General features: G+C 70.8%; 14 protein-coding genes and 1 pseudogene. 9 read left to right on the forward strand and 6 right to left on the reverse strand.

Annotated elements, in window-relative coordinates; all coding sequences use genetic code 11:
• Positions 1-122: 122 nt before the first annotated feature.
• Positions 123-1,214, reverse strand: a complete 1,092-nt coding sequence (locus ACXKR8_RS07345) for an MBL fold metallo-hydrolase (protein WP_458272080.1) — start codon at positions 1,212-1,214, stop codon at positions 123-125.
• A 135-nt stretch (positions 1,215-1,349) separates the two neighbouring features.
• Here ACXKR8_RS07345 and ACXKR8_RS07350 point away from each other — a divergent pair, with 135 nt between their 5' ends.
• The gene (locus ACXKR8_RS07350; protein ID WP_458272081.1) at positions 1,350-1,853 is read left to right on the forward strand and encodes a MarR family winged helix-turn-helix transcriptional regulator; all 504 of its coding nucleotides are present in this window, start codon (positions 1,350-1,352) and stop codon (positions 1,851-1,853) included.
• 32 nt (positions 1,854-1,885) lie between these two features.
• Positions 1,886-2,647 (forward strand): enoyl-CoA hydratase family protein, encoded by a 762-nt coding sequence (locus tag ACXKR8_RS07355; protein ID WP_458272082.1) that lies wholly within the window; start codon positions 1,886-1,888, stop codon positions 2,645-2,647.
• 46 nt (positions 2,648-2,693) lie between these two features.
• Here the strand turns inward: ACXKR8_RS07355 and ACXKR8_RS07360 are convergent, their stop codons facing one another.
• Positions 2,694-4,496 carry an acyclic terpene utilization AtuA family protein gene (locus ACXKR8_RS07360; protein WP_458272083.1) on the reverse strand — a complete coding sequence of 601 codons (1,803 nt, stop codon included), beginning with the start codon at positions 4,494-4,496 and terminating at the stop codon, positions 2,694-2,696.
• Between the two features lie 312 nt (positions 4,497-4,808).
• Between ACXKR8_RS07360 and ACXKR8_RS07365 the strand changes: the two genes are divergently transcribed.
• Genes ACXKR8_RS07365 through ACXKR8_RS07375 form a run of 3 tightly spaced genes read left to right on the forward strand, consistent with a single transcriptional unit; the run spans position 4,809 to position 7,371 of the window.
• Positions 4,809-6,074 (forward strand): AMP-binding protein, encoded by a 1,266-nt coding sequence (locus ACXKR8_RS07365; protein ID WP_462100382.1) that lies wholly within the window; start codon positions 4,809-4,811, stop codon positions 6,072-6,074.
• Positions 6,035-6,340, forward strand: a complete 306-nt coding sequence (locus ACXKR8_RS07370) for an AMP-binding enzyme (RefSeq protein ID WP_462100383.1) — start codon at positions 6,035-6,037, stop codon at positions 6,338-6,340. The genes ACXKR8_RS07365 and ACXKR8_RS07370 overlap by 40 nt, the downstream gene beginning before the upstream one ends.
• Complete coding sequence (locus ACXKR8_RS07375) at positions 6,337-7,371, forward strand: LLM class F420-dependent oxidoreductase (RefSeq protein WP_458272085.1); 1,035 nt, start codon at positions 6,337-6,339, stop codon at positions 7,369-7,371. Before ACXKR8_RS07370 ends, ACXKR8_RS07375 begins: the two co-directional genes overlap by 4 nt.
• A 41-nt stretch (positions 7,372-7,412) precedes the next feature.
• Here ACXKR8_RS07375 and ACXKR8_RS07380 read toward each other — a convergent pair whose 3' ends face one another.
• Entirely contained in the window at positions 7,413-7,925 is a 513-nt protein-coding gene (locus ACXKR8_RS07380) for a DinB family protein (protein ID WP_458272086.1), read from the reverse strand.
• A gap of 54 nt (positions 7,926-7,979) precedes the next feature.
• Between ACXKR8_RS07380 and ACXKR8_RS07385 the strand changes: the two genes are divergently transcribed.
• Positions 7,980-8,540, forward strand: a complete 561-nt coding sequence (locus ACXKR8_RS07385) for a hypothetical protein (RefSeq protein ID WP_458272087.1) — start codon at positions 7,980-7,982, stop codon at positions 8,538-8,540.
• A 120-nt stretch (positions 8,541-8,660) separates the two neighbouring features.
• Here ACXKR8_RS07385 and ACXKR8_RS07390 read toward each other — a convergent pair.
• From ACXKR8_RS07390 to ACXKR8_RS07400, 3 genes and pseudogenes are all read right to left on the reverse strand, one after another.
• Positions 8,661-9,028, reverse strand: a pseudogene (locus tag ACXKR8_RS07390) (hypothetical protein).
• A 119-nt stretch (positions 9,029-9,147) separates the two neighbouring features.
• Positions 9,148-11,322, reverse strand: a complete 2,175-nt coding sequence (locus ACXKR8_RS07395) for a 3-hydroxyacyl-CoA dehydrogenase NAD-binding domain-containing protein (protein ID WP_458272088.1) — start codon at positions 11,320-11,322, stop codon at positions 9,148-9,150.
• A gap of 15 nt (positions 11,323-11,337) precedes the next feature.
• Entirely contained in the window at positions 11,338-12,549 is a 1,212-nt protein-coding gene (locus ACXKR8_RS07400; protein ID WP_458272089.1) for an acetyl-CoA C-acetyltransferase, read from the reverse strand.
• A 198-nt stretch (positions 12,550-12,747) separates the two neighbouring features.
• Between ACXKR8_RS07400 and ACXKR8_RS07405 the strand changes: the two genes are divergently transcribed.
• Genes ACXKR8_RS07405 through ACXKR8_RS07415 form a run of 3 tightly spaced genes read left to right on the forward strand, consistent with a single transcriptional unit; the run spans position 12,748 to position 17,176 of the window.
• Entirely contained in the window at positions 12,748-14,346 is a 1,599-nt protein-coding gene (locus tag ACXKR8_RS07405) for an acyl-CoA carboxylase subunit beta (protein ID WP_458272090.1), read from the forward strand.
• Positions 14,347-14,360: 14 nt separating this feature from the next.
• Positions 14,361-16,391, forward strand: a complete 2,031-nt coding sequence (locus tag ACXKR8_RS07410; protein WP_458272091.1) for an acetyl/propionyl/methylcrotonyl-CoA carboxylase subunit alpha — start codon at positions 14,361-14,363, stop codon at positions 16,389-16,391.
• On the forward strand, positions 16,388-17,176 hold the full coding sequence (locus ACXKR8_RS07415) for a TIGR03084 family metal-binding protein (protein ID WP_458272092.1): 789 nt from the start codon (positions 16,388-16,390) through the stop codon (positions 17,174-17,176). Before ACXKR8_RS07410 ends, ACXKR8_RS07415 begins: the two co-directional genes overlap by 4 nt.
• The last annotated feature ends 27 nt before the right edge of the window (positions 17,177-17,203 follow it).

A 17,203-nucleotide genomic window follows, 5' to 3' on the forward strand; every position in this document is an offset into this window, starting at 1 on the left:
TTGGAGACATGTCCGCTGGCGATGGCCGTGACGGGATGGCGGTCGCTCGTCGGCGCACGGAATTCCGGTGGCGTGACGACCGCGTGAACATTTAGTCCAGCGCCAGATACTAGAGCACTAGATTAACCTCCTGTCCATCCCTCCGGCACACGTACGTACTCGCGCACGCCTCCCGACTCGCCCGCGCGGGCGCCGCCCTGGGCCACCAGCAGATCCAGGTGCAGCACCGTTTCGCATACGGCCAACATCTGGTTGAACGGGTCCAGTTCGGCCAGTCGGCGGCCCCGCGAGGTCCAGCCGAGCCGCGAGGCGACCTCGAACGCGGTGCGTGGGGTCGGGCGCAACTGTGCGGCGATCTCGCCCAGCCGTTGGGCGTGGTGGGCCAGCAGCGCGTCGACCCTGGCGTGCACCCGGTCGCCGGCCGGGCCGTGCGCGGGGAGCAGCGTCATGTCCGGCATTCTGCGCACCAGCACCAGCGAGTCCAGATAGTCGCGCAACGCCATGACCGGCGGATCGGCCTCGAAGGCGATCGAGGGAGTGATGTGCGGCAGCACATGGTCGCCGGCGAAGAGCAGGCCCGCGGCACGGTCGGCGAAGACCACATGCCCACGGGTGTGGCCCGGCGTGGGGACCGCCTCCAGTTCACGCCCGCCGACCGTGAACACCTGGCCGCCCGCGATCCACGCGTCCGGGGCCTCGTAGCCGCTGTCGGCCGCCTCCGCGGCCAGCCCCACCCCGCGCAGCGCGCCCAGGACGGGTTGGGCGCCGTGCTCGGCGAGCACGGCGAACTGCGCCGCGAGACCGGGATGGGTGGGCCTGGTGACCAGGTCGATGGTGCGCTGCTCGCCCTCGCCGAGGTGGATCCGGGTCCCGAACTGGCGCCGCAGCGCCACGGCGGCGGTGTAGTGGTCGCGGTGCACATGGGTGACCAGCACCCGGCCTATGTCGGCCAGCCCCGCCCCGATCTGCCGCAGGGCGGCCGCCAGCGCGGTACGCGCCTCGGTCAGCGCCCACCCCGCGTCGATCAGCGTGAGCCGGGTTCCGTCGAGCAGGGCGTAGACATTGACCGCCTTCAGCCCGTCGTCGGGCAGCGGCAGCGGGATCCTCCAGACGCCGGGGGCCACGGATTCGACGCCGTGCAGCGTCCACCCGGGCCCGGCGGAGGGGGCGGGCCCGGCGGAGGGGGCGGAGGGGGCGACGGGGTGGACGGTCACCTGGTGTCCTTTCGACGGGTCACTCCACTGAAACACAATTACTCTAGTACTCTAGTATCGAACCGTGGAGCACATCCTGGGCTGCGCTGCTACGCTCACCCGGGCCCGACTCCTACGCGAAGGACACCGACACGCATGAGTGCCGAGAACGACCCCGTCGACTGGTCCCGGCAGCAGTGGATCGCCCATGACCAGCCCGAACCGGACAAGTTCACCGCCATGGTCGCCCTGCTGCGCACCCATCAGGCCATGTGCGCGGCACTGGACTCGACCCTGCGCGCCCACGGCCTCACCCGTACCGGGTACCTGCTGATGACCACGCTCATGCTGTCCCGCGAGGGCACCCGGCCGCTGGGCCAGCTCAGTCGGCATCTGATGATCCATCCGACCACGGTGACCCTCGCCCTGGACCAGTTGGAGAAGCGCGGCCTGCTGCGCCGCCAGCCGCACCCCACCGATCGGCGCACCATCCTGGCCACGCTGACCCCGGCCGGGCAGGAACTGCTCGACCAGGCCACCGCGTCGCTGGCCGGCTCCGGCTACGGCCTGGCCGGCGTCAGCGACGCGCTGTCGCTGCAGGTGACCGACGTGCTGCGGGATGTCCGCGGGCACCTCGGCGACATCGGCAGCATCGGCTAGGACTTCTCACCCGTCACGACCAGGAGCCGGCCATGACCGAACTCGTCCACTGCGCGGTGACCGACCAGGTCGCCACGATCACGCTCGACTCCCCACACAACCGCAACGCCCTGTCCCGGCAGCTGATGCAGGAGCTGGCCCAGCACCTGGACGCCGCCGGCAAGGACCCGGCCGTGCGGGCGGTGGTGCTCACCCACACCGGCAAGGTGTTCTGCGCCGGCGCCGACCTGTCCGAGGCCGGCAGCGGATCCATGGCGCAGGACACCGCCCGGGTCACGGATCTGCTGCGAGCCGTGGTCGAGCTGCCCAAACCAGTACTGGCACGCGTCAACGGACATGTCCGGGCCGGCGGCATGGGCATCGTCGGCGCCTGCGACATCGCCATCGCCTCGGACGCCGCGACCTTCGCATTCACCGAGGCACGGGTCGGGGTGGCCCCGGCCATCATCTCGCTGACCACACTGGACCGGATGCAGTCGCGGGCGGCCTCCCGCTACTACCTGACCGGCGAGACCTTCGACAGCGCCGCCGCCGCGGCCTGCGGCCTGATCACCCTGGCTGCTTCGGCCGATGAACTGGACGCGGCGGTGGCCGCCGTCCTGGACCAGGTCCGGCAGACCTCACCGCAGGGCTCCGCGGAGACCAAGCTGCTGCTCACCGCGGCCACCCGACGCCAACTGGCCGCCCACGGAGCCGAGATGACGGCACTGTCGGCGCGGCTGTTCGCCACGGCCGAGGCCCAGGAGGGCATCCACGCGTTCCTCGAACGCAGGGTGCCCTCCTGGCGGGAGTGAGTATTCACTCACCCCCGGCCGGGCAGGCCGGCCCCACCGCCCGCGGTCAGGACTGCGCGCCGGCCACCAGCGCGGCCGGGGCCGACACGGTGCGCGATCTCAGGTATTCGCCCAGGCCCTTGGCCTGGGCGTCCGGACGGGCGGTGCCTGCCACACCGGGTGCGAGCAGGCCGACGACCACGAAGTTCAACGCCCGCAGATTGGGCAGCTCATAGCGCCGCACCTGCAGCTCCCGGGCCTCCGGAAGCAGTTGGCGCAGCCGGTCGACGGTGAGTTCCTGGCGCAGCCAGGCGTACTCCTGCTCGGTGCGGGTCCACAGGCCGACGTTGGCATTGCCGCCCTTGTCCCCCGAGCGCGCCCCGCACAGCCGACCCAGCGGCACCAAGACCGTCGGGACCGGGCCGGCCTGGCCTGCCGGGCCGGGCCACGACGGCGCGGGCGCCGTCCGGTGGGTCGCGGTCGCATCGACGCCCGGGGTGTGCGGGACGGTGACGCTGGAGCCGTCCCACAGGTGGACCCGCTGGGTGACCGTCTCGGCCGGGACCAGGGTGGGCCAGTAGACCCCGAACGCGCTGGCGGGCGTCGGCGGGGTGGTGGTGTGGAAGCCGGCGTAGCCGCCCAGGGCGAGTTCCCAGGTGACGCCGGAGAAGGCGCGGCCCACCGTGCGCTCGTCCTGGTCCTTGACGGTGATCCGCAGATGCGCGGTGGCCTGTTCGTTGGTCTCGGCGTCGGGCCGGTCGAAGCGCAGCAGCCGCACGTCCACCTCGTCGAACTGCTCGGCGCCGCCGAGCTGGCCGAAGAGCAGCGCCTGGGCGTGGGCGGCCTTCTCCTCGATGTCCAGGCCGGTCAGCACCATGGTCATGGTGTTGCGGTAGCCGCCGAGCATATTGAGCGCGACCTTCAGGGTGGTCGGCGGCGGGCTGCCCTTCGTCCCGCTGAGCGACACCCGCGCGGGGCCGACCTGCTCCAGTCGCACGGTGTCGAAGTGCGTGGTGACGTCCGGATTGAGGTAGGCGGGTTCGCCGATCTCGTACAGCAGCTGGGCGGTGACCGTGCCGGTGGAGACCAGGCCCCCGGTTCCGTCCTGCTTGGTGATCACCGAGCTGCCGTCGGCGGCGACCTCGGCGAGCGGGAAGCCGGGGTAGCGGCGGTCGGTGATCTCCTCCAGGAAGGAGTAGTTGCCTCCGGTCGCCTGCGGGCCGCACTCGATGACGTGCCCTGCCGCCACCGCACCGGCCAGCTGGTCCCAGTCGTCCCGGCGCCAGCCGTGCCACCAGGCGGCCGGGCCGACCACCAGGCTGGCGTCGGTGACCCGCGGGCAGACCACGATGTCGGCGCCCGCGGCCAGCGCGTCGGCGATGCCCCAGCCGCCCAGGTAGGCGTTCGCGGTGACCACCGGCAGGCCGGCTTTCGCCAGCGGCAGCCCGGTGTCCAGGTTCTCCAACTGGTTTCCCGCCGCCTGGAGTTCGGGTACGCGGTCAAGCAGGTCGTCACCGCTGACATGGGCGATGCGGGCGCTCAGCCCGAGCGTGCGGGCCAGCTCCTCCAGTTCGGCGGCGAGCCCGGCCGGGTTCAGCCCTCCGGCGTTGGCGACCACTTTGACTCCGCGCTCCAGGCAGGTGCCCAGCACATCCTCCATCTGCCGGAGGAAGGTGGTCGCATAACCCGCCCTCGGGTCCTTGCGGCGTGCCTTCCACAGGATCAGCATCGTCAGCTCAGCGAGGTAGTCGCCCGTGAGCACGTCGAGCGGACCCTGGAGCATCTCGCGTGCCGCCGCGAGGCGGTCGCCGTAGAAGCCCGAGCAGTTTCCGATCCTTACCGGCCGCCTCAGCGGCGCGTTCTCTGACACGTGCTGCCCTCTCCCGCCATTAACTCTAGGACTCGATATTAATCCACTAGATGACTGCTCTCCAACTTAGTGACCATGGAATCACTAGCGACACGAAAGGCGCAGGTCATCGCCATACATCTTGGCATCTCAGCGAATGATAGTGAATGAGTATTAACTAACGTGTTGACGGTGACGACCGCCTCCGCCATGCTGGCGCCTGCCGCCACCCCGAAGCACCATCCGTGTGCGGTCCCCGCAGGAGAGTCGCGTAGGAGGATCCGTGTATCCCGGGACGTACGCCGCGAAGACCCCGACAAGCCAGCAGTGATCATGTCCGATACCGGGGAGAGCCTCAGCTACGCGCAGTTGGAGGAACGCTCGGTCCGCTTGGCCCGGCTGCTGCACCAGCGCGGGCTGCGCCCGGGCGACTCGGTCACCCTGCTGTCCGAGAACAGTCCGCGCTACCACGAGGCGCACTGGGCCGCGCTGCGCAGCGGCCTCTACCTGACCGCGATCAACCACCATCTCTCCGCCGACGAGATCCTCTACATCGTGGGCGACTGCGGAGCCAGGGTCCTGATCGCCTCCGCCGCCCATGCCGCGGTGGCGCGGGAGATCGCCGAGCGGGCCCCCGGCCTGGAGGTCCGGCTCGCCTTCGGCGGCGCGATCGAGGGGTTCGAGGACTACGAGCAGGCGCTGGCCGCCTCGTCCCCCGTGCCGTTCGAGGACCAGCCCTGCGGCGCGGACATGCAGTACTCCTCGGGCACCACCGGGCTCCCCAAGGGCGTCCGCGCGCCGCTGCCGCCGCGCCAGGTGAACGAGCCGGGCGACACCCTGGTCGCGGTCTTCGGAAAGCTCTACGGCTTCACCGACGAGACCGTCTACCTCTCCCCCGCCCCGCTCTACCACGCCGCTCCGCTGCGGTTCGGGGCGATCGTGCACGCCACCGGCGGCACCGTGGTGGTGATGCCGCGCTTCGACGCCCGCACCGTGCTCGAACTGATCGAGCGGTACCGGGTCACCCACAGCCAGTGGGTGCCGACCATGTTCGTGCGCATGCTCAAGCTCCCCCAGGCGGACCGCGAGCGCTTCGACCTGTCCAGCCTCGGGGTGGCGATCCACGCCGCCGCCCCGTGCCCGGTGGAGGTGAAACAGGCGATGCTCGACTGGTGGGGGCCGATCCTCCACGAGTACTACGCCGCCACCGAGGCGGCCGGGATCACCCTGGTCGGACCGGGCGAGTGGGCGGACCGGCCGGGCACGGTGGGACGGGCGGGCCTGGGCGTGCTGCACATCTGCGACGACGACACCGAGGACGGCCGCGAACTGCCCACCGGCGAGGTCGGGTTGGTCTACTTCGAGCGCGAGTCGATGCCCTTCGCCTACCACAACGACCCGGACCGGACCCGCGCCGCGCAGCATCCCCGCCACCCCAACTGGGCCACCACCGGCGACGTGGGCCGGTTGGACGCCGACGGCTACCTCTACCTGACCGACCGCAGAGCCTTCATGATCATCTCCGGTGGGGTGAACATCTACCCCAGGAGGTCGAGAACGTGCTCACCCTGCACCCGAAGGTGCTGGACGTCGCGGTGATCGGCGTCCCCGACCCGGAGATGGGCGAGCAGGTCAGAGCCGTGGTCCAGGCCGCCCCCGGCGCCGAACCGGGTCCGGAGCTGGAACAGGAGCTGCTGGACTTCGTCCGGGCCAGGATCGCCCACTTCAAGGCCCCCAAGCGGGTCGACTTCGTCGAGGAGCTGCCGCGGACGCCCACCGGCAAACTGCTCAAGCGCATCGTCCGCGGCTGGTACACCGACAGCACTGGCAGCACCAACAGCACCGAAAGCGGGGAGCGGTCATGAGGATCGACGGGGATCTCGGCGGCGGGATGGACGGCACCGATGTCGCCGACTTCGCCGGCATCGCGGGCCAGGTCGCGGCCGCAGAAGGCCTGGGCTACGACGGGGTGTGGACCTCCGAGCTGGGACGCGACCCGTTCCTGCCGCTGCTGCTGGCCGCCGAGCACTCGGAGCGGCTGCAGATCGGGACCGGGATCGCGGTGGCCTTCGCCCGCAATCCGATGACGGTCGCCACCATGGCCAACGACCTGCACGCCTTCAGCGGCGGGCGGTTCATGCTCGGTCTCGGCTCGCAGATCAAACCGCACATCGAGCGACGGTTCAGCATGCCCTGGTCCGCGCCGGCCGCCAGGATGCGGGAGTTCGTGCTGGCGCTGCGCGCGATCTGGGCCTGCTGGAACGACGGGGAACCGCTGGACTTCCGCGGCGAGTTCTACCAGCACACGCTGATGACGCCGATGTTCCAGCCCGCGCCCAACCCCTTCGGCGCCCCGCCGGTCCTGATCGCGGCGGTCGGCCGGCAGATGACCGAGGTAGCGGCCGAGGTGGCGGACGGCATGCTGGTGCACCCGCTGACCACCGGGCGCTATCTGCGCGAGGTGACCGTCCCCCGGGTCGGCTCCGTGCTGCAGCGGAACGGGCGCGGTCGGGAGCAGTTCACCCTCTCGCTGCCGGGACTGGTCGCCACCGGGCGCACGGACGGAGAGATCGCCGCCGCGGTCGCCGCGGTCCGCAAGCGACTGGCCTTCTACGCCGCGACCCCGGCCTACCGGGCGGTGCTGGACCTGCACGGCTGGGGCGAGCTGCACACCGAGCTGCACCGGCTGTCCCGGCTCGGCGAGTGGGAGGTGATGGCAGGCCTGGTCGACGACGAGATGCTGCACGAGTTCGCCGTGGTGGGAACCCCCGAGGACTGCGCCAAGGAGGTCCGCCGCCGCTTCGCCGACATCATCGACCGCTTCACTCTCTACGCCCCCTACGCACTGGACGACGAGTCACGCAGGACGGTGGTGGCCCTGCTCCAGCAGGACTGACCCCGTCCTCTCTTTGCCGAACTGGGCACTGCGGGAGGCGATCAGCGCAGCCCCAGACGTGTGCGGCCGTCGAGGAGCTCTCGGACGATCTCCAGATGTCCGGAGTGCGCCGCCGTTTCCTCGATCATGTGCAGAACCACCCAGCGCACAGTGGTCACCTGGTCATCGAGCTCCGGGTCGCCGTGCTTGCCCTTCGGCCGGTCGGACAGCGACACGCCCGCAAGGACGTCGTCGGAGCGCCGACACTGCTCCTCGTAGTAGGCGCGCACCTCCGCCGACGGCCGATCGCAGACGTAGGGAGCCTCCGGGTCGTACGGAGGCAGGCCCTCGTCCCAGGGCAGATCCACCTCATGGCCGCTGACGACCCTCTGGAACCAGTGCCGTTCGGCGCCGCCCAGGTGTTCGACCATGCCGGCGATCGTCCAGCCGGACGGCACAACGGCAGTCTGCCAGTGCTCCTCGGCGAGACCGTCCACGATCGACAGGACCGAGTCCCGCTGATACGTGAGGAAGGAGAGCAACTGGTCGCGTTCTTGGTCCCGCTCTTCAGTCATGCGCCGATGATGGCACCGCCCTCTGACACACGCCCTCTCGGAGTTCCCAAGACAATGATCCTCAACGTGCGTGGCGATGTGCGGAAGGTGGCGGTCGCGGTCGCGGCGTTGAGTGATCACGGCGGAGATTCCGCGCGCCGTCCCACGCTCAGGCAATCGGTTTTGGGGGCGGCTCATCTGCGGGGAGCGGGGGGGCATCCCGACCTGCTGCGGCCCTCGCCAGAGTGCCATGATCAGTCGCTGGCGGGCGCTGCCCGGTTCGATGGTTCGTCAATTCGAGGAGCTGCCGTGAAGCTCATGTACTGCGCGCACTGCCAGGACATCGTCCGCCTCTTTCCGGAGAAGCGATCATGCAGGTGCGGCAAGTCCTGGGGGCACTACCTGGAGGACAAGTCCACGACCGTTCAGACCTGGCCAAGCCTTTCGATAGGCATAGCCAACCCCGACTTCGTACAGGCCGAGCGGGCGTTCGCCTCCGCGCCGAAGACCTTCTCACCGGAAATCACCATGCGCTGCTGGATCAACCCCGTCTCCGAACCGGACGTGACCTTCGTCCAGGGCGTGCCGGCCGAAGAATCTCCGACCGCGGCGGAGCAAGCCGATCCGCCCCAGTGAGCCACAGTCGCCCCACCCGACGAGTCCCGCTGCCAAGCCCACGACGTCGTGGGGCGGGTCTTCGCTCACGGCCTGGTCAGCCGCCGGCAGCCGGCGTCGCGCAGCCTGCCGGCCAAGCCTCTACCCTGACCAGTTGGTTGCCGCGAGGGCATCGCGTGCGATGGCAGTGACGGAGCGTCCGTCGGTGGATACCCGGGTAACCCATGGAGGCGCAACGGCCTGCAGGTGCCGGGCCATGGCAGTGCTTCGGGTGATGTGGGCGTCGAGTTGGCTGCCGACCTCCCGGCCGTGGAGGCGTTGCTGGGCGGTTGCGTCGTCGGCGGTCAGGAGGACCCCGGTGATGCGGGGTGTGCCGCCCATGGCGCGGGCGATCAGGTCGGGCTCCAGAACGGAGACGGTGTTGGTATAGATCAGCCGGCCTGCAGTTGCGCGGAGATCTCCCAGCCGACGGTGGTCTTGCCGACACCGGAGCGGCCTCCGATGAGCAGTGTCTCGTATACGGCGGCCGGCACAGGTGGTCTCCTTGCGTTCGGTGGGCCGGATCCGCCTCCCGGCCGCACGAGGCGGCGACAGGCGGATCCGACCCGCTTCCATGCGTCCAACCGCCCTACCGGAAGGTCTCGCCGCGGTCGGCCCGGTCGAGCAGCGACTGCGGTGCGCTGAACCGCTCGCCGTAGCGCTCGGCGAGTTCGCCGGCCCTCGCGGCGAAGCCCTTCAGGCCGCCCGGGTACTGGTTGACGTACTGGATGACGCCGCCGGTCCAGGTCGGGAAGCCGATGCCGAGGATGGAGCCGACGTTGGCGTCGGCCACCGAGGTGAGCACCCCCTCCTCGAAGCACTTCACCGCCTCGATCGCCTCGATGAACAGCATCCGCTCCTTCAAATCCGCCAGCGGCAGCTGCGCGCTGCCGGCCTTGAAGGTGTCGCGCAGGCCGGGCCACAGCCCCACCCGCTTGCCGTCCTCGTCATAGTCGTAGAACCCCGCCCCGGTGGACCTTCCCCTGCGGTCGAACTGATCGATCATCAGGTCGATCACCGCGTCGGCTCCGTTCGCGGTCCAGACACCCCCGGCCGACTCGATCGCCGCCCGCCGTTCCTCACGGATCCGCCGCGGCAGTGTGAGCGTCAGTTCGTCCATCAGCTGCAGCGGGGACGCCGGGTAGCCGGCCTGGGCGCCGGCCTGTTCGACGGTGGACGGTTCCACCCCCTCGCCGATCATCGCCACCGCCTCGTTGAGGAAGGTGCTGATGACCCGGCTGGTGAAGAAGCCGCGGCTGTCGTTGACGACGATCGGGGTCTTCCTGATCTGCAGGGTGTAGTCGAACGCCTTGGCCAGGGTGGCGTCCGAGGTCTCCGCGCCCCTGATGATCTCCACCAGCGGCATCCGGTCGACCGGCGAGAAGAAGTGGATGCCGATGAAGTCCTCGGGGTGGGACACGCCCTCGGCCAGGCCGGTGATCGGCAGAGTGGAGGTGTTGGAGCCCAGCACCGCGTCCGGGGCCAGCACGTCCTGGATCTCGGCGAACACCGCGTGCTTGAGGTCCTGGCTCTCGAAGACCGCCTCGACCACGAAGTCCACCCCGGCGAAGTCCGCCGGGTCCGCGGTCGGGGTGATCCGGGCCAGCAACGCCTCGGACTTCTGCTCGGTGGTGGCGCCGCGCGCCAGCGCCTTCTGCTCCAGCTTGGCCGCGTAGCCCTTGCCGCGCTCGGCGGCCTCCCGGGTGACGTCCTTGAGGACGACCTCGATCCCGGCCTTGGCCGAGACATAGGCGATGGCGGCGCCCATCATCCCCGCCCCCAGCACCCCGACCTTGCTGGCGGCGTACGCCGGGAAGCCCTGGGGCCGGCTGCCGCCCGAGTTGATGTGCTGGAGGTCGAAGAAGAGCGCCTGGATCATGTTCTTGGAGATCTGCCCGGTCGCCAGGCTCACCAGATAGCGGGTCTCGATCGCCAGCGCCGTGTCGAAGTCGACCTGGGCCCCCTCCACCGCCGCCGCCAGGATCGCGCGCGGCGCGGGCGCCGGTGCGCCCCTGAGCTGGCGCCGCAGCTGAGCGGGCAGCGCGGGCAGGACGGCGGCGAACTTCGGATCGGCGGGCGTACCGCCGGGGATCCGATGGCCGGGCACGTCCCAGGGCTGCACCGGGACGCCGGGATTCGCCCTGATCCACTCCTTGGCCCGGGGCAGCAGCTCCTCGACCGTGTCCACCACCTCGTGCACCAGGCCGAGCTCCAGTGCCTTGCGCGGGGTGTTGCGCTGGCCCTGCAGCAGCACCTTGAGCAGCGCCTCCTGGACGCCCAGCAGCCGCACCGTGCGGGTGACGCCCCCGCCGCCCGGCAGCAGTCCCAGCGTGACCTCGGGCAGGCCGATCTGGCTGCCCCGGGCGTCGGCGGCGATGCGGTGGGTGCAGGCGAGCGCGATCTCCAGGCCGCCGCCCAGCGCGGCGCCGTTGATGGCCGCGACCACCGGTCGGCCGAGCCGCTCCAGCCGGCGCAGCTGCGCCTTGACGGTGGTGATGTAGGCGGTGAGCTCCGCGGCCTGTTCCGGCTGGGCCGCGATCAGGTCGTTCAGGTCGCCGCCGGCGAAGAAGGTCTTCTTGGCCGAGGTGATCACCACGCCGGTGATGCTGTCCCGTTCCGCCTCCAGCCGGTCGACGACCAGGCCCATCGACTCGGTGTGGTCGTGGTTCATGGTGTTCGCCGACTGCGCGGGGTCGTCGAGGGTCAGCACGACGATGCCGTCCTCGTCCTGCTGCCAGCGAATGGTCTTGGTGTCAGTCGTCATCGCCGTTCCCGCTCCTCAGACTCGCTCGATGATGGTGGCCAGGCCCATGCCGCCGCCGATGCACAGGGTCACCAGGGCCCGTCGGGCGCCTCGGCGCTCCAACTCGTCGACGACGGTGCCGACCAGCATCGCGCCGGTGGCGCCGAGCGGGTGGCCCATGGCGATGGCGCCGCCGTTGACGTTGACCTTCTCCTCGGGGATGCCCAGGTCCCTGATCCATTTCAGGACCACCGCGGCGAACGCCTCATTGAGCTCGAACAGGTCGATGTCGTCGATGGTCAGTCCGGCCAGGGCGAGCACCTTGCGGGTGGCCGGGGTGGGGCCGGTGAGCATGATGGTCGGATCGGCGCCGCTGACCGCGGTGGCGACCACACGGGCCCGCGGGGCCAGGCCGAGATCCCGGCCGGCCTGTTCGCTGCCCACCAGCACCAGGGCCGCGCCGTCGACCACTCCGGAGGAGTTGGCGGCCGTGTGCACATGGTCGATCCGCTCCACCGCGTGGTACTTCTGCAGCGCCACCGCGTCGAAGCCGCCCAGGTCGCCGATCGCGGCGAAGGAGGGGGTGAGCTTGCCCAGCGACTCCACCGTGGACTGCGCCCGTCGGTGCTCGTCGTGGTCGAGCACGGTCACCCCGTTGAGGTCGGTGACCGGGACCACCGACTTGGCGAAGTAGCCCCCGGACCAGGCCGCCTCCGCCCTGAGCTGGGAGGAGACGGCGTAGCGGTCCACGTCCTCGCGGCTGAAGCCCTCGATGGTGGCGATCAGGTCGGCGCCAACGCCCTGCGGCACGAAGTAGGCGTCGTAGTTGGTGGCCGGGTCCAGGAACATCGCCCCGCCGTCCGAGCCCATCGGCACCCGGGACATCGACTCGACCCCGCCGGCCACGATCAGCTGGTCCCAACCGGACCTGATCCGCTGCGCGGCCTGGTTGACCGCCTCGAGGCCCGAGGCGCAGAACCGGTTGACCTGCACCCCGGCCACCGTGTCCGGCAGGCCGGCCGCGATGGCGGCGGCCCTGGGGATGACGCCGCCCTGCTCGCCGATCGGGGAGACCACGCCGAGCACGATGTCGTCGATGGCGGCCGGGTCCAGGCCGGGGTGGCGTCGCCGCAGCTCCCCGATCAGGCCGACCACCAGGTCCAGGGGCTTGGTCCCGTGCAGCGACCCGCCCTTGCCCTTGCCCCGGGGCGTGCGGATCGCCTCGTAGATGAACGCCTCACCAGTCACACCAGTGATCCTTCCTGTAGTGAATGAGATATCACTAGTCAATGCCCATGGACTGCGGCATCAGTGTATGTGCTGGGACTGCGGCTCGGGGTTCCCAAGTTAGTGAATCTCAATTAACATTTGCCGAGCTGGGTCCGGAGCTGGCCCCGAGCTGGACCCAAGGCCCGACCCGCGCAGTTCGAGAGGAAGAGTGGACCGTTGCCCGTGCTGAGATCGGCCGTGGACCGCACCGGCGAGGCCTACCGCGCCAACCACGAGGCGCAGTCCGCCGCGGTGCGGGAGTTGGAGCAGCAGCTCGACCTGGTGCGCGCCGGCGGCGGCGCCAGGTACGCCGAGCGGCACCACCAGCGCGGCAAGCTGCTGGTGCGCGAGCGGCTGGAACTGCTGCTGGACCGCGACGCCCCGTTCCTGGAACTGTCCGCGCTCGCGGCGTGGGGCACCGACTTCACCGTCGGCGCGAGCATCCTCACCGGCATCGGAGTGGTGTCCGGGGTCGAGTGCGTGATCATCGCCCATGACCCGACGGTACGCGGCGGCGCGATGAACCCCTACACCCTGCGCAAGAACCTGCGCGCCCTGGAGATCGCCAGGATCAACCGGCTGCCGGTGATCTGCCTGGTCGAGTCCGGCGGCGCCGACCTGCCCACCCAGTCGGACCTGTTCGTCCAGGCCGGGCAGATCTTCCACGACCTCACCCAGCTCTCGCAGCTGGGCATCGCCACCATCTCGCTGGTCTTCGGCAACGCCACCGCCGGCGGGGCGTACGTCCCCGGGATGTGCGACTACGCGGTGCTGGTCGACGGCCAGGCCAAGGTGTTCCTCGGCGGTCCCCCGCTGGTCAAGATGGCCACCGGCGAGGACGCCGACGACGAGGCGCTCGGCGGGGCCGACATGCACACCCGGGTGTCGGGCCTCGGCGACTACTTCGCCGCCGACGAGGGCGACTGCATCCGGATCGGCCGCCAGATCGTCGCCGAGCTCAACTGGCACAAGCTCGGCCCAGGCCCCAGCAAGCCCGCCGACCCGCCGTTGTACGACCCGGAGGAGCTGCTCGGGATCGCCCCGGCCGACTTCCGGGTGCCGGTGGATCCGCGCGAGATCCTGGCCCGGGTGGTCGACGGCTCCCGGTTCGGCGAGTACAAGGCGCTGTACGGCACCAGCCTGGTCACCGGCTGGGCCTCGATCCACGGCTTCCCGGTCGGCGTGCTGGCCAACGCCCGCGGCGTGCTGTTCAGCGAGGAGGCCAAGAAGGCCAGCGAGTTCATCATGCTCGCCAACCAGAGCAGCACTCCCCTGGTCTTCCTGCAGAACACCACCGGCTACATGGTCGGCACCAGCTACGAGCAGGGCGGGATCATCAAGGACGGCGCGAAGATGATCAACGCGGTCACCAACAGCACCGTCCCGCACATCACCGTCAACATCGGCGCCTCCTTCGGCGCGGGCAACTACGGGATGTCCGGGCGGGCCTTCGGGCCGCGGCTGATGTTCGCCTGGGCGAACGCCAAGCTCGCGGTGATGGGCGCCCAGCAGCTGGCCGGGGTGCTCTCCATCGTGGGCAAGCAGGCGGCTGCGTCCGCCGGGCGGGAGTTCGACCAGGACGCCGACGACCGGCGCAGGCTGTCGGTCGAGGAGCAGATCGAACGCGAGTCCCACGCCTTCTTCATCACTTCGCGGCTGTACGACGACGGTGTCATCGACCCGCGCGACACCAGGGCGGTCCTCGGCATGGCGCTGTCCGCGGCGCACTCCCAACTGGTCGAAGGACGCCGCGGCTACGGCGTCTTCCGGATGTAGGGGGAAGAAAACCGATGACCATTCGCAAGCTGCTGGTCGCCAACCGCGGCGAGATCGCCACCCGGGTGATGCGCACCGCGCGCGAACTCGACATCGCCACCGTGGCCGTGTTCTCCGACCCGGACGCCGACGCCCCGTTCGTGGCCGCCGCTGACGAGGCCGTACGGCTGCCAGGGTCCGCCCCCGCCGACACCTATCTGCGCGGCGACCTGGTGATCGCGGCCGCGCACCGCACCGGAGCCGACGCGGTCCACCCCGGCTACGGCTTCCTGTCCGAGAACGCCGGCTTCGCCCGGGCCTGCGCCGACGCCGGGCTGGTCTTCGTCGGGCCGCCGCCCAAGGCGATCGACGCCATGGGCTCGAAGATCGCCGCCAAGGAGCTGATGGCCGCCGCCGGCGTCCCGGTGCTGCCCGGCCTGACTCTCCCTCAGGACCACGAGCTGGAACAGGAGCTGGACGGCGCGGCGCTCATCCGTCGGGCGGCCACCGAGATCGGCTTCCCGGTCCTGGTCAAGGCCGCCTTCGGCGGCGGCGGCCGGGGCATGCGGATCGTGCGCGAGGAGGCGCAGCTGCTGGACGCGGTCGCCTCCGCCCGCCGCGAGGCGGCCTCGGCCTTCGGCGACGCCACCGTGTTCCTGGAACGCTATGTGGACTCCCCCCGGCATATCGAGGTGCAGATCTTCGGCGACACCCATGGCAATCTGGTCCACCTCTTCGAACGTGAGTGCTCGATCCAGCGCCGCTTCCAGAAGATCATCGAAGAGGCGCCCTCCCCCGGCGTCGACCCGGACCTGCGCGAGCGGCTGGGCCAAGCGGCGGTCGCGGCCGGGCGGGCGATCGGCTACGAGGGCGCCGGCACGGTCGAGTTCGTCCTCGGCGCGGACGGCCGCTTCTCCTTCCTGGAGGTCAACACCCGGCTGCAGGTAGAACACCCGGTGACCGAGCTGATCACCGGCCTCGACCTGGTCCGGCTGCAACTGCTGGTCGCCGAGGGCAAACCGCTGCCGGACCAGGCGCTGAACGCGCGCATCGAGGGCCATGCGATCGAGGCACGGCTGTACGCGGAGGACGTCGACGCGGGCTTCCTGCCCGCCACCGGCCGGGTGCACCGGTTCTCCGTCCCGGAGCTGCCCGGCGTGCGGGTGGACAGCGGCATCGCCACCGGCGGGGAGGTCGGCGTCCACTACGACCCGATGCTCGCCAAGGTGATCGCCCACGCGCCCACCCGTGACGAGGCCTGCCGGCTGCTGGCCCGGGCACTCGCGGAGACCGAACTGCACGGTGTGGTGTCCAACCGCGCCCTGCTGGTCGGGATCCTGCGCGAGTCCGAGTTCCGGGCCGGGCGCATCGACACCGGCTATCTGGACCGGCACTCCCCCCGGCAACTCGCTGCCTCGTCCACCGCCTTCGACGCGGTCCGCGTCCACGCCCTCGCCGCCGCTCTGGCCGGGCAGGCCGAGCGACGCGCTGACGCGACCGTGCTGGGGACGCTGCCCTCGGGCTGGCGCAATGTGGCCAACGGCCCGCAGTTCGCCGCCTTCGAAGCCGACGGCACACCCGTGACCGTGCGCTATCGGCTGCTGCGCGGCGGGGCTGTGGAGGCCGAGGTGGACGGGGCCACGGTGGCGGACGTGGTGCTGCGGGGCGCGTCCGCGCAGCGGGTCGACCTGGAGGTGGCGGGGGTCCGACGGCTGGTCAGGATCCACCGGGTCGGGGCACTCTGTTTCGCCGACAGTGCGCTGGGCTCCAGCACCCTGGCCGAGACACCCCGCTTCCCCGAACCGGGCTCGCGCTCGGCCCCGGGATCGCTGCTGGCCCAGATGCCGGGAACGGTGGTGCGGGTCGCCGCCGAGGCCGGCGCCGAGGTCGGCGCGGGACAGGTGATCGTGGTCCTGGAGGCGATGAAGATGGAGCACAGCGTGTGCGCGCCGCATGACGGCATCCTGGCCGAACTCGGCGTCGTGGTGGGGCAACAGGTCGACGTCGGCGCGGTCCTCGCGGTCATTGAAACCACCGTTGTCGGTGTCAGCGGGGAGCAGCCGTGAGCGTCGATCTGGGCGAGTTGCTGACCGACCTCGCCGCGGAGACACAGGTGCTGGACGACCTGGTCGCCGACCTCCCCCCGGCGGCCTGGCGCCGCCCCACCCCGGCCGCCGGCTGGTCGATCCACGACCAGGTCAGCCATCTGGCCGCGTTCGACCAGGCCGCGACCTCGGCGATGACCGACCCGGAGCGCTTCCGCGCCGACGCGGCCGCGCTGATGGCGCTGGGGCCCGACTTCCCCGACCAGGTGGCCCTGCGCCACCGCTCGCTGCCGCCGCCCCGACTGCTCCAGTGGTTCCGCCAGGCCAGGGCCGAATTCCTGGATCAGGCAAGCCAGTTGGACGCCAGGGCACGCACCCCGTGGTTCGGCCCCGAGATGAGTGTGGGCAGCCAGGTCACCGCACGGCTGATGGAGACCTGGGCGCACGGCCAGGACGTCGCCGACACCCTGGGCGTCGTCCGCGAGCCCACCGCCCGGCTGCGCCACATCGCGCACCTGGGGGTGCGTACCCTCGGCTTCTCCTACCGGCTGCGCGGCAGCGAACCGCCCCCGGCGCAGGTACGGGTCGAACTCGCCGCGCCCGACGGCAGCACCTGGGCCTGGGGGCCGGACGACGCCGAGCAGCGGGTGGCCGGTCCGGCCCTGGACTTCTGCCTGGTGGTCACCCAGCGGCGGCACCCGGCCGACACGCTGCTCCGCACCACCGGGGACGTCGCCGCCGAGTGGATGTCCATCGCCCAGGTGTTCGCCGGGGCGCCCAGCACCGGCCCCGCCCCCAGACGCTGAAGCTGAAGAAGCTGAATCAGGAGAGCA

Source organism: Streptacidiphilus sp. PAMC 29251, from assembly GCF_054208735.2.